The organism is Paraburkholderia sp. MPAMCS5 (assembly GCF_036016995.1).
Classification (GTDB): Bacteria; Pseudomonadota; Gammaproteobacteria; order Burkholderiales; family Burkholderiaceae; genus Paraburkholderia.
Genome location: NZ_JAYXBK010000001.1, coordinates 124,911 through 137,124 on the forward strand (window position 1 = coordinate 124,911; position 12,214 = coordinate 137,124).

Here is a 12,214-nt window from a genome sequence, read left to right on the forward strand (position 1 = left end):
ATCCAATGAGCGGAAAACAGCGGCATAGCCAAGCCTTGCAGGATGCAGTCAAAGAGGTTCTGCTTCGTGAGTGGGATCCAATAGGTATCGGAGCGGAAGATGCCGCGAAGGATGAATACGACGCCTATGTCACCAAGGTTTGCGCACTCATTGCGCAAAGGCAGTCGGTTGAGGACGTGACCAAATATCTGTTATGGGCAGAGACAGAACAGATGGGATTGCAGGCAGATGTTGAGCGAGCGCGAAGAGTGGCCGGAAGGCTGGTTCAACTCGTTTAATTGCCGCGCTCCGATGATCTGACGTCGTTACGTGAATGAAGGGCCGCGCGAGCGGCCTTTCTGTATTTAAAGCGGTGTAGTGATGAGTTTCTGGTGCTCGACGGTGATACGTACACGGGATCCGGGCTCGAAACCGGCGGTCTCGATCCACCGTCCGGAGAGCTTCATCCACGGGAAGGTGGGCGGCGTCTTGCGCATATGGAAGGGCAGGCGTGCCGGTTTCTGATAGCGCCAGGATTTCTGAATGGTGAAGACCGTTCGGTGACGGGTGGACGTGCTTTATGATTGGCATCAGCCATGATCAACTCCTGGTGTGAGTTAGTGGTGGTCAGCGGGCGGTGCCCTTCGGCGCGCGTTGCGCGACCTTGACGGGGTTGGCGTCAGGGTGGTTCGCGAAGGTCGGCGCGGTTCTGGAACAGTGGGATATGACGGCCCTGTTCCGCCGAATTCACCGTCGCGCTGCGCGCCGTCAAACCGGGCGGGCCGAATGTGAAAGAGTGTGATCGTGCTGATCGCAGTTGTTTCGAGATGCGAATCAATCGAAAATCGCGTCTGGAAAAAATTCTCTGAACGGCGAAGTCGACATGCTGGAAAGCCTTTCCTGATAAGGAAAAGCGGCCGGTATAAGGACGGATTCGTGTCGGGGCGTTTGTTTACTATCGGAACCGGTACTACAGTCCGGCGACCGGCAGGTTCATCACTGAGGACCCGATTGGCTGGGCGAGTGGGCAGACGAATGCATATGCTTATGTGAGCGGGAATCCGGTTTAGTTCTACGATCCGCTTGGTCTACATAAGCGCGACCAATGGTACGGCTACAACGATAAGAATTTCCGCGATTGGGTGCATGACATAAAGCAGGGCGAAGGTATCCCGGGTCCAGTTAATTTCACTAAGCCCATGCTTGACGACTTCTGGAACCAGTGGAATGGCGAAGGTCCGGTGGGGAAGGGGGGCAAGAGCGGGAGGAGCGGTCAGTCGCGGTATTAACTTATTGGATGAAACATGTCAGCTTGTGCGCGGACCTACGTAACGCTTTGTATTTATGGATCTGATGCCGATGCGATGAATCGCATGGCGGACGAGATAAGAATTTCCCCGACCAGAATCAGCAATAAGAACGGCCTTCTTGGCTGGTTCTTCGACACCAAGGAACTCGACTCCGTCGACGTCGCGGATCATTTGGATCTTTTACTGCGAGAGTTGGACGCGTATAGCGTTGACATGAAAAGGATTAAGGAGATGGGCTGCTGGTACCGAACTTACTGCTTCTGGTCTTCCGTTTCGGGAAATGGTGGCCCTGCGCTTGGGCCGAGGCAGATGGCGGCGCTGGCATCGTTGGATATGGAATTGCACTTTGATTTGTGGTTTGACCCGCCGGAAGAAGAGTAGCTGTGGCGGGATGTGAATTGCAGAAGGGCCGCGCGAGCGGCCCTTCCGCTTTTCAAGCAGCGCACGCGCCAGGCGACGGCGCAGAGAATCGTGTCTGCATCGCCCTTTCCATCACCCCCCGCCCCTCACACCTGCTTCCGATAAACCACAAACCCCGACTTATCCGCCACCGAGTCATACAGCTTCATCGCGGTGTGATTCGTTTCATGCGTCTGCCAGTAAACACGCTGCGAGCCATCCGCTTTCGCGCGCGCATACACCGCTTCGATTAACGCGCGGCCCACGCCTTTGCCGCGCTCCGTTTCCAGTGTGTAGAGGTCTTGCAGATAACAGATCGGTCCCGCGAGCGTCGTGTGCCGGTGATACAGAAAGTGCACGATGCCGACCAGTTGACCGTCGCGCTCGGCGACCATCGCGTGCATCGGCTCGTAGGCGTCAAAAAAGCGGCCCCATGTGAGATGCGTGATTTCACGCGGCAACGCGGTCTCTCCCGAGCGGCCATAGAACGCGTTATATCCGTCCCATAGCGGCAACCATGCGTCGAAATCTTCTTGTTTGACAGCGCGTATTTGAATCGTGTCGGACACGTGCGGCTCCTTTTTCTCGTTGGGCAAGCACGTCGCAAGAGGCGCGTGCTCGCAAACCGTCAGCATAAGAAAATCAGGCCGCGATTGTTAGCTCCACCGCGTGACCCGAATCTGGAACCACGCACCCGCACCGCGCGCATCACCCGACGCTAATACGAGCGTTGCTTGATGCCCCAGCGCTCGTCCTGCCAGGTCACGACCCACAGGTTGCGATGCTGCGTGATGATCGATCCGTCCGCGCGATTGCGCGAATACACCACACGCAGATGCACTTTGCGCGGGCTCACCAGCACGACCTGCTTCTCCTGGTACGCCGTGTGATGCCAACCCGTGTCGCACGAAAGATCGTCGAAGAATTGCGCGGGTAATTGGGCCGGCCGCTCCCAGATCACCAGTTGCTCGCCCGACAGAATCACGTGCGGAAAGTGCAAATGCGCGTCCATGCCATCCAGATCGCGTGCATTGAAACAGGCCGTAAAGCCGTCGATGCAGGCGAGCGCGGCGCGCGTCATCGCCGGTTCGTCGAGGTGGTCGATGTCGTCGTGCTGCGGAATGAACAGCGCATTGGCGTCGGACATGATGCTCTTCACACCGTCTCGGCGCGGAGCCACTGCGTGAGCGCGGCGTCGTCGTCCGACTCCAGCGTATGCGCAACTCGCCGTCCCACGGCCGCGCCGAATTTGTAGCCGTGCCCCGAGCACGCGGACACCACCAGCGTCTTGCCGATGCGCTTCGCAAAGAAGCGCTGATCCGCCGTGAACGTGTACGCACAGGTTTTGACATCAGTCAGTTCGTATTCGTCGATGCGGCTAAACGGCGGCGCAAAGAGCCGCCGCAATCGGTCGCCTTCGCCGGGTGCCGCGACGCGGTCCGATTCGGCATCCGGCACGCGCTTTTTCAGCGCGCCGGCGCCGAACTTCAGACCGACGCCGTCGATGGGCGGCAACACGTAGCCTTCGCTCGATCCGCCGATGTGGACGATTGCCGGCGCATTCGACCACGCGCTTTCCAGATCCGCAGGCGGCGTCAGATAAGCCACGACATTGCGATAGATCTCGAGATTGCCGGCGAGCGCCGGAAAGAGCGGAAGTGTCCAGGCGCCGGCTGTCACCACGAGCTGGTCGGCGTGGACGATGGCGCCGTCGGCGATATGCACGCTCGCCGCGTGCGGGTCGATCGCGACGGCCTTCGCGTGCATGCGGAGATCGACGCCGCGCATTCGTAGCCACGTTTTCAGATCGTGCGCGATGCGCTCGCTGAAAAGCGCGCCTCCGTCATGATCGAGGTAGGCGTAGCGAAACGTGGTGGCGTCGAGAAACGGATAGCGCGCGACGGCGTCTTGAGGGTTCAGCCGTTCATAGTCGAAGCCCATACGATCGAGGCCGATACGAAACCGCTCGGCCCCGTCGCCCGCTAATTGGGAAATGCCGAGCACGCCGCAATTCGCGTAGTGCGACACGCCGAGATCGTCCCACAGCATGTCCCAACTATCGAACGCTTCGGGGATGGTTTGCGCATAGCCGTCGGCGTCGCCATAAGCGCGGCGGATCATGCGATGCCCGTCGCTCGACGCGGCAAGCGAATTGGGGATCGAGCCTTGCTCGATCAGCGTGACCTCGTGCCCCATCTTGGTAAGGGACCACGCCGTACTCAAGCCGGCGATGCCCGCGCCTACGATTGCCACCCGCATACCCATGCCCCCGGTCGGTTGAACGGGGTCAATACTAGCAGCGTGATTCACAATTGGCGCGTTCAGTGTCGCTGTCGGCACTCAATGGGCATGCACAGCTCATCAATGAGCGGCGGCCTTTCAGTGTTTGTGTTGCGAGCCGCCGCGAAGCTGGTTGCGCACCTTCTTGGCCGCGAAGAGCGGCACATAGTCGAACACCCGCGCTTCGCTGCGATAGTCGGCGAGCGTGGCCGCATACATCCTGGATACGGTTTCCTCTGGCGTATCGGTTTCCTCCGCGATGCTTCTGACCACTTCGTCGATATTGGGCTCGGGTTGCGACATGGATTTCTCCAGTTAAGCAGTGTTAAACGGGGCGGATGCAGCCAGAGACAGGAGTTTCATTACAGGATGCGATGCCCGTCGATGCCAATTGAATCGGTCTATCGCACGTTGTGTGCCACAAGCTATTTTTTTCTTGCGATGCGAATTTCGCCGGCTTAGCGCGGCCGTGTCCGGCATGCCGTTGAAATAAAATGAAACACATGCTTAAGCGCGCCGTGGAATAAATCGGCACACTTGGGGGTTTCTCCTTGCAACGACTTCACGCGGACCGCACGCCTCATGAACACGCACGCCGACTCCATCATTAACAAGCGTTCCGCCGCGGCGCCGTCGCGCTACACGCGCACCGCGATCCTGCTGCACTGGCTGATCGCGCTCCTGATGATCGGCAACGTGGTGCTCGGTCTCAGCGCGGATTCGTTACCCGACGACTGGGTGCGTCCTGTCATCGACACACATAAATCGATCGGCATCACGGTGCTCGGCCTCGCGCTCATGCGCATCTTGTGGCGCGTGTCGCACAAGCCGCCGCCGTTGCCGCACGAGTTTCCGGCGTGGGAGAAAATCGGGGCGCACGTCGCGCACTTCCTGCTGTATCTGCTGATGATCGCGCTGCCGCTGTCCGGCTGGCTGCACGACTCCGCATGGAAAGACGCGGTCACGCATCCCATGCATCTGTTCGGTCTGTTTCAATGGCCGCGCATCGGTTTCGTCATGAATCTCGACCCCGCGCTCAAGGAGACGCTGCACGGCCGCTTCGGCGCGTTGCACACGTGGCTCGGTTACGCGTTGTACGCGCTGCTCGCCCTGCATATCGGCGGCGCGCTGAAGCATCAGTGGACCGATCGCAAGTCGGTTCTGAAGCGCATGGTGCCCTGAGCGCCGCTTCGCGCATTCATTGAAATCGTCGTAACGAAATACCTGCGAGTGATGTTGAAAAAGAACCTGGAACAGGCGTTCGCGCTTGCATCGCCGCGCGTTTTGCCGCGCGGCGCGACATGGTCGAGCACGCTGATTCATGCAAGTGTGATCGCCGTGTGGCTGCTGCTGTTCGCGCGCGCATTTTTTCTGCAAGGTGTGGTTGCGTGGTCAACGGGCATCGCCTACGTGATCTACGACACGTTGCTGCTCGTGTTCGTCACCTGGAAAAGCTTGCCGTTGATGCGGCGTGCGCCGCCGCTCGAACCCGACTACGACCCGCGCATCTTGCCTAGCCTGGGCGTGATCGTCGCGTCGCATAACGAGGCGGCGGTGCTGCCCGCCACGATGGCCGCGCTGCTGCGGCAGGTGCGCGGCCCGGCGCAGATCGTCATTGCCGACGACGGCTCCACCGACTCGACCCATGTATTGCTCACCGAACGCTTCGGCCTCGTCGCGCCGGCCGAGGGCACGCTGAGCAAGCCGAGTTCGCTTTACCCGAATCTGTTCTGGCTGCGACTGACGCACGGCGGCAAGGCGCGCGCGTTGAACGCCGCGATTACCGTGATGAACACCGACACGGTCATGACCGTCGACGCCGACACGCTGCTCGACGACGACGCCACCTACGCCATGTGCGCCGCGTTCGCGAGCGAGCCGAAGCTCGTGGCCGCAGCCGGCATTCTGGTGCCCGTGTGCGGCAAATCGGCGTCGGGCCGCGTGCTGCAATGGTTCCAGACCTACGAATACATGCGCAATTTCATCGCGCGCTTTGCGTGGATGCGCGCGGAGAGTTTGCTGCTGGTGTCGGGCGCATTCGCGTCGTTCAGGCGCGACGCGCTGGTGGATGTCGGCGGCTTCGATCCTCAGTGTCTCGTCGAAGACTACGAGCTGATTCACCGGCTGCGCCGCTATTCCGTCGATCACGGCCTCGGCTGGGACGTGCGCGTGGTCGGCGACGCGCACGCGCACACCGACGCGCCCGACACGCTCGCCAGTTTCCTGCGCCAACGCCGCCGCTGGTTCGCGGGCTTTCTGCAAACGCAGTACTGGAATCGCGACATGACCGGCAACCGTCATTACGGAAAGCTTGGCATGATGATGCTGCCCGTCAAGGCGCTCGACACCATGCAGCCCATTTATGGCCTGACGGCCTTTGGGCTGCTGCTCGCCTTCCTGTTCGGCGGACACGGCGCGATTGTGCTGTCGATCTTCAGCGTGATCGGCCTGAAAACTGCGATCGATCTCGCGTTCTACCTCTGGAGTATCTATCTCTATCGACGCTGGACCGGCGAGCGCAGCGGCTCCAGCATGCCCATGGCGATGCTGGCCGCCGTCGCCGAGCCGTTCACGTTTCAGCTTTTGCGGCACACGGGCGCGGCGCTCGGCTGGCTGCACTTCCTGCGCGGCGGGCGCGCGTGGGGCGTGCAACGCCGCACGGGCCTCGTATCACACGACGAGGCCTGACGGCAAGGCTCCGTCACAGCTCGGCGGCGGCTGTGCCGAACCCATGCCTTGCCTGCTTCGAGTAGACTGACGGCGATGCTGGCCGTGTGTCATGCGGTCGCCGACTCTATTCGCACGCGCACGGAGGCTCGACACTATGCATGCTGTTCCCCCGCTCGAACAAAGCACCGTCGACGCGTCGCCAACGCATGCGGCATCGCCGAAAGCCGGACCCACGCCGGGCCATGGCGCCCACGACGCGCCGGTGCGCGACCTGCGCCGCGTCGGCATTCATCCCGACTACTGGTATCCGCTCGCGTGGTCGCATGAAGTGAAACGCGGCAAGACGCATGGCGTGACATTCGCGGGCGATCCGATCGTGCTCGCGCGCACCGCGTCCGGCAACGTGTTCGCGCTCGAAGATCGTTGCGCGCATCGGCAGGTGCCGTTGCATCAGGGCGTGGTGGACGGCGAGTCGATCCGTTGCGGCTACCACGGCTGGACCTACGATTGCTCGGGCAAATGCATCGACGTGCCGTATCTCGGCCGCGAGCGCTTGCCGAACGGCGTGCGCTCGTATCCGTGCCGCGAAGTGGAGGGTCTGATCTTCGTGTTTCCCGGCGATCCGGCCATGGCCGAAGTTCGTCCAGTGCCCGAACTCGGCTCCGTGTCGGACAAGAAGTACAAGACGCGGCGCTTCGGCCGTCCGGTGAATTGTCACTACTCGTTCATGCACGAAAATCTGATGGACATGAACCATCAGTTCCTGCACCGCAAGCAAATGGGGCAGATGCGCGCGCGTTCGCTCGGGCGGCGGCACGGCGAAGGCTGGGTCGAAGTGGACTACACGTTCGCACGCATGGCGGGACAGCAGCCGATCGGCGAAGCCATCGTGTTCGGGCAGAGCCGCAAGACGGGCGGCGACAACGACAAGGACGTGATGACGATCCGCACCGAATATCCGTATCAGACGCTGCAGATTCGCACGTCCGAACAGACGCTCGTGATGGATTTGTGGATCGTTTATGTGCCGCTCGATCGCGAGCAGCGCATCAACCGCACTTTCGGCCTGCTGTCGATTCGCAAGCCGGGCATTCCCGGCGCGCTCAATCTCGCGTGGCCGCTGCTGGTGTGGTTCACCGAGCGCATCTTCAAGGAAGACCGGGAGATCGTCGAGGCCGAGCAGCGCGCGCACGATTCACAAGGCGCGGACTGGAACCATGAAGTATTCCCGGTCATCAACGAGTTGCGCGCGCTGCTGCGCGAACGCGGCGCACCGGATCAGGTGGTCGGCGCGGGCACCGCCAACACCGACGTGATCCGCTTCTGGGATTCGCGCCACGGCAGCCCGTTGGCGAAAACCTGAGCACGGCGCGCGGGCGCTTTTCCGGCCAATCGGGAATGAATTCATCTCTTGTGCGTAGCGAATCGGGCGCGGTCGAACAGCGATAATGGGCAGCCGGTTTGCCCGCTTGTTTCGCCACCGAGGCACGCGGGTTTGCGCAAATCGGCATAGGCCGCACGGCGACCCGTGTACCATTTCGCTTTTTCCGATTTCGAAGACTGCTCCGTGACCACGCAACAACTCCCCACCTCATCGCGCAAATCCCTCACTCTGCTTCAATTTCTCGGCCTGATCGGCGGCGCCGGCCTGGTGGCCGCCATCGTCCTGAATATGCTGGTGTAACGCGCCCATGTACAAGAAGGGCGTGGCGGTAGAACTCCAGTTTTCGCCGGAGCGGCTCAACGACGGCGCCGGCGATCCCTACTGGATCGACCTGACCCGCGACGAAGCTCAGCGCCTGCTCGACAGCCTGCAGGCGCGGCTTGCCGCGAATGGCGCGGGCACCGACGCGCCGCTCGTCGTGAGCCTGGACGAGACGCCGGCTGCGCACGAGGCGCGCGCGCAAGGTTCGTCCGCTGAAAATACCGTTTCAGCGGACGACCTCAAGCAATGGGTCTGCGTGATCTGCGGCTGGATTTACGACGAAACCGCCGGTTTGCCCGAAGAAGGCATCGCGGCGGGCACGCGCTGGGCGGACATTCCCGCCGGCTGGCGCTGCCCGCTCTGCGACGTGGGCAAGGAGGACTTCGCGCTGGTGGAGTTCTAGCCTGCCGGATAGTCCGCGCCGACGGTGGTGGCTTCCCATGCATCGAAGTCGCCGCGCATGAAGTCCAGCTTCTTGCGCGCCAGTTCGAGCGCGGTCTGGCCGAGCAGCAAACGCAGCGGCGGCTGGTCGGCTAGCGCGGCGTCGATAATCGCCTGCGCCGCGCGCACCGGATCGCCCGCCTGCTTGCCGCTGCGCGCTTCCGTCTGCTTGCGGCGCTCGCCGGCCGTGGCCGCGTAGTCGTCGATCACGGTGGCGGATTGCTTGATCGACGGCCCGGCCCAGTTGGTGCGGAACGGACCGGGCTCCACGATCAGCACGTTGATGCCGAGCGGCTTCACTTCGATCGCGAGCGATTCGGAGAGCCCTTCCACCGCGTACTTGGTGGCATGGTAGTAGCCGGTCGCCGCGAAACTCGTGATTCCGCCAATCGACGAGACATTCACGATCAGACCGCCGCGTTGTTCGCGCATGACCGGCAGCACCGCTTTCGTGATATCGACGAGACCGAACACGTTGGTCTCGAACATGGATCGCACTTCGTGATCTTCGCCTTCTTCGATCGCCGCGAGATAGCCGTAACCCGCGTTGTTGACGAGCGCGTCGATGCGCCCGAAATGTTGCGTGGCTTTCGCGACCACGTCTTCGATTTGCGCGAGGTTCGTGACGTCGAGCGGCAGCGCGAGCGCGCGCTCGCCGTGCGGTTCGGCGATGTCTTTCACCTTGGACGCGTCGCGCGCCGTCACCACGGCGCGCCAGCCGCGCGCGAGCACGAGTTTGGCGAGTTCGCGACCAAAGCCAGTGGAACAGCCGGTGATCAGCCAGACGGGATTGTCTCGATTCATCATGTGGGAAAAACTCCTGTTGATGTTCTACGACATGGCCGCGCGCCTTTCTTTTGAGTAACGCTTTGACTGTTGTTTGCGCCGGGCAGGAGGCTTCAATTGTAGTCGCAGCGCGGCGGGTCCGCTGTGCGCCTCGGCGTCGAGCCGAACTCATTCTCCGTCAAAAATTCCGACCGCTGCGCTGAGAATATGCCAATGCGTATTCAGTCTTGAAATTTGGATATGCATTGTACGAATCTATTTAATCGCTTTTTCAAATCTTTACGTTGATCCTATTTGCATCAGTGGGAATTTCTCGAATAATTGGGCGCTACAGGTTAGAGCAACTAAATATCGCCAGTGTTCGCTTTAGGCTATCTGCGATGCCCTAGTCCACGTAACCCGATTGCATGAACAATTCGAAGGCAGCTTTACGCGCGCGGCGCAACCTTAAATCCCAGTCGAGGCAGGCGATAACATCAAGAGAGCAGCTAGAAGACTCTCAGTCTATTCGTGAGTCTTACAAGCGACTTCCGTTTCAAGGCTTCTGGACATGGCTGACCGGCAAGGAACTTCCAGACAGGAAGGTTGCGAGAATGGTCAGCCCGGTTGAATGCACTGCTTGAGCTGTCACCCAGCTCGTGGGTGGGGTCGTTGCATCTATCGCCATCATGACGGGGCATGTGAATCTCTTCTGGCTCTTACTATCAGTGACGCTAACAGTGTCGGGCGCACGTTACATCGTCGCGACGATTATCCACCATGGCGTGCATAACGCCGTGTTTCGATCGGAGCTGGCGAATCGCATACTGTGCGAGATTTTGTCCACAGTCACGATCGTGCAGCCGTTCGATTCATATCGCCGTTTCCATGTCTACGAACACCACGGACGCGAGTTTTCAACCATGGAAGACCAGGACCTGGCGGCCATCTATACATTGGGATTAAGGCCGGGCGTCTCTGTCGAACGGATGAAATGGCTTCTTTTATGGCAATGCGTGAACCCTCTATTCCACCTGCGATATTTCTATGGACGACTGAAAAGCAACTTCTACCGCGTTCCCTTCTATCGTCTGGCGATGAGTTCGGCGTGGCTTCTTTCACTCATCGCAATGGCTTGTGCATTGCCCCTCTCCGCGTTTCTGATCTCGATTGTCATTCCACTGGTCGTGAGCTACCAAATATGTTCGCTGCTGCATTTGGTCACCGAGCACGCCTGGATACTGAGAACGGACTTCCAGAGTGTTCGCGATTCGCATCTAAAGAACAGCCATGGCCGATTTTGCGCTCGAAATCTCCCAGCGACCGGGCTCTCTGGTGTGGCATGGCTCCGTGCATGGGTGGGCTGGTGGTTTGAGCATGCACTGATACATCTCCCCACACGACTGTTGATCGTACAGGGCTCGCTTATTGTTCACGACTGGCATCACAGAACGGGTGCAGACCGCAATTGGCCCAACGCGATACAGCGAAGAGAGATCGATGTACAAAAGGGGCCTTGTTTCTGCACATCTTCCAGTGCGATACCAAATACATCAACGAATACTGCGATCTGGTCGGGAAGAGTAGTGCAAATATTAGTGTTCATTTCATTCGTTACAGGGCGGATCAAGGGGGAGCTACCTTCAGTTCGCCTGTATGGCTTCATCTCGACGACGAGCCGCTCGTGCTTATTCACCTGGTTCAGCTTACCGGCAATGCAATCGGGGCAGACAGCGTGATATCCGAAATGGATAGCAAGCCGACCCACGTTCTTAGGTTGACCCGTTTGTTCGACACGCTCATCGTTGATCGCACCAAAAAACACGCCGTGACGCCGTTGGGATCGATTGATGGCAGGGCATATAGAGATGTCATGCTTGTGAACCTCGAGGCCGAGGTACAGCAGAAATGAACTCCGAGTTAAGCGGGTGCCAGCAACAGAGGCCGGTTTCTGATGGCCGCATTGGGCAACTGTGCATGCTTCTGGCGATGTCAATATCAGGAACGATAGGGTACTTTGTTATCTTGTCCGGACAGCGACCATTCAATGTCGTGTTCTTCCGATGCGCGATCGGGTCTGTCGGACTATCCGCGTATTGTTACTTTCGCGGATACCTCAGATCGTTCCGGTTGAGCCGGAAAGGTTTGGCCATCCTGGTCCTCGGCGCCTTAGCCTTGATGGCGAACTGGTGTTTCCTCTTCACTGCGTACCGGCTAACCTCCGTCGGCATTACTACCGTCGTCTATAGCGTTCAGCCGTTCTTGTTGCTGATCGCAGAGTTTTTCATTCTTCGAAAGCGTGCATCAGGTTCAGCATTAACCTGGTTAGTCCTGGCATTCGTTGGACTTATCGTTCTGGCGCAGCCCGGTGCGTTAAACAAGGCCCCTTCATATCTGACCGGTATTTCATGTGCCTTGATGGCTGCAATGCCTTATGCGACCACGACGCTTCTTACTTCGATTTTGCGACTGACACCGCTGAATGACGCGGCCCAGACGACCACTGTGGCCACCGGGGCTTCGCCCAGACGCACCCCAACCGCACGTGCCCGGTCGAAGCCTCCATGCAATCCGCGAATTAATCCGCCACCGCCACCGGCACCGGCACCGGCGCCACCGCGGCCGGATCGCTGATACTCGGCCGCCCATTCTCCACGTGACCCGC

The 12,214-nt window shown here is 59.9% G+C and carries 15 protein-coding genes and 1 pseudogene; 10 read left to right on the top strand and 6 right to left on the bottom strand.

Annotation, left to right across the window (positions count from 1 at the left end):
• Positions 1-5: 5 nt before the first annotated feature.
• Complete coding sequence (locus tag VOM14_RS00595) at positions 6-278, top strand: hypothetical protein (RefSeq protein WP_327626722.1); 273 nt, start codon at positions 6-8, stop codon at positions 276-278.
• A 66-nt stretch (positions 279-344) separates the two neighbouring features.
• Here VOM14_RS00595 and VOM14_RS31375 read toward each other — a convergent pair whose 3' ends face one another.
• Positions 345-476: a SymE family type I addiction module toxin gene (locus VOM14_RS31375; protein WP_327626720.1), complete on the bottom strand. Its 132-nt coding sequence runs from the start codon at positions 474-476 to the stop codon at positions 345-347.
• A gap of 435 nt (positions 477-911) precedes the next feature.
• On the opposite strand from VOM14_RS31375, the gene VOM14_RS31380 reads away from it, so the two are divergent.
• Positions 912-1,049 carry an RHS repeat-associated core domain-containing protein gene (locus tag VOM14_RS31380; protein ID WP_442955511.1) on the top strand — a complete coding sequence of 46 codons (138 nt, stop codon included), beginning with the start codon at positions 912-914 and terminating at the stop codon, positions 1,047-1,049.
• A 234-nt stretch (positions 1,050-1,283) separates the two neighbouring features.
• Complete coding sequence (locus tag VOM14_RS00600) at positions 1,284-1,670, top strand: DUF4279 domain-containing protein (protein ID WP_327626723.1); 387 nt, start codon at positions 1,284-1,286, stop codon at positions 1,668-1,670.
• Between the two features lie 125 nt (positions 1,671-1,795).
• On the opposite strand, the gene VOM14_RS00605 is transcribed toward VOM14_RS00600, so the two are convergent.
• The 4 genes from VOM14_RS00605 to VOM14_RS00620 all read right to left on the bottom strand — a co-directional run bounded on the left by VOM14_RS00605 (position 1,796) and on the right by VOM14_RS00620 (position 4,271).
• Positions 1,796-2,257, bottom strand: a complete 462-nt coding sequence (locus VOM14_RS00605; RefSeq protein ID WP_327626724.1) for a GNAT family N-acetyltransferase — start codon at positions 2,255-2,257, stop codon at positions 1,796-1,798.
• Between the two features lie 149 nt (positions 2,258-2,406).
• Positions 2,407-2,835 carry a hypothetical protein gene (locus VOM14_RS00610; RefSeq protein WP_327626725.1) on the bottom strand — a complete coding sequence of 143 codons (429 nt, stop codon included), beginning with the start codon at positions 2,833-2,835 and terminating at the stop codon, positions 2,407-2,409.
• 8 nt (positions 2,836-2,843) lie between these two features.
• On the bottom strand, positions 2,844-3,947 hold the full coding sequence (locus VOM14_RS00615; RefSeq protein WP_327627385.1) for an NAD(P)/FAD-dependent oxidoreductase: 1,104 nt from the start codon (positions 3,945-3,947) through the stop codon (positions 2,844-2,846).
• Between the two features lie 120 nt (positions 3,948-4,067).
• On the bottom strand, positions 4,068-4,271 hold the full coding sequence (locus tag VOM14_RS00620; protein WP_327626726.1) for a DUF3562 domain-containing protein: 204 nt from the start codon (positions 4,269-4,271) through the stop codon (positions 4,068-4,070).
• 279 nt (positions 4,272-4,550) lie between these two features.
• Between VOM14_RS00620 and VOM14_RS00625 the strand changes: the two genes are divergently transcribed.
• From VOM14_RS00625 to VOM14_RS00640, 4 genes are all read left to right on the top strand, one after another.
• Positions 4,551-5,150 (top strand): cytochrome b, encoded by a 600-nt coding sequence (locus tag VOM14_RS00625; protein WP_327626727.1) that lies wholly within the window; start codon positions 4,551-4,553, stop codon positions 5,148-5,150.
• A gap of 54 nt (positions 5,151-5,204) precedes the next feature.
• Entirely contained in the window at positions 5,205-6,656 is a 1,452-nt protein-coding gene (locus VOM14_RS00630) for a glycosyltransferase family 2 protein (protein ID WP_327627387.1), read from the top strand.
• Positions 6,657-6,792: 136 nt separating this feature from the next.
• Positions 6,793-8,001 (top strand): aromatic ring-hydroxylating dioxygenase subunit alpha, encoded by a 1,209-nt coding sequence (locus tag VOM14_RS00635; protein ID WP_327626728.1) that lies wholly within the window; start codon positions 6,793-6,795, stop codon positions 7,999-8,001.
• Positions 8,002-8,329: 328 nt separating this feature from the next.
• Complete coding sequence (locus tag VOM14_RS00640; RefSeq protein ID WP_327626729.1) at positions 8,330-8,746, top strand: rubredoxin; 417 nt, start codon at positions 8,330-8,332, stop codon at positions 8,744-8,746.
• On the opposite strand, the gene VOM14_RS00645 is transcribed toward VOM14_RS00640, so the two are convergent.
• Complete coding sequence (locus VOM14_RS00645; protein ID WP_327626730.1) at positions 8,743-9,591, bottom strand: oxidoreductase; 849 nt, start codon at positions 9,589-9,591, stop codon at positions 8,743-8,745. The two genes, VOM14_RS00640 and VOM14_RS00645, sit on opposite strands and share 4 nt — an antisense overlap.
• A gap of 647 nt (positions 9,592-10,238) precedes the next feature.
• On the opposite strand from VOM14_RS00645, the pseudogene VOM14_RS31385 reads away from it, so the two are divergent.
• From VOM14_RS31385 to VOM14_RS31390, 3 genes and pseudogenes are all read left to right on the top strand, one after another.
• A pseudogene (locus VOM14_RS31385) lies at positions 10,239-10,796 on the top strand (fatty acid desaturase); the annotation flags it as partial.
• Positions 10,797-11,065: 269 nt separating this feature from the next.
• Positions 11,066-11,461: a 2OG-Fe dioxygenase family protein gene (locus VOM14_RS00650; RefSeq protein WP_327626731.1), complete on the top strand. Its 396-nt coding sequence runs from the start codon at positions 11,066-11,068 to the stop codon at positions 11,459-11,461.
• Entirely contained in the window at positions 11,458-12,183 is a 726-nt protein-coding gene (locus VOM14_RS31390) for a DMT family transporter (protein ID WP_442955497.1), read from the top strand. Before VOM14_RS00650 ends, VOM14_RS31390 begins: the two co-directional genes overlap by 4 nt.
• Positions 12,184-12,214 lie beyond the last annotated feature (31 nt).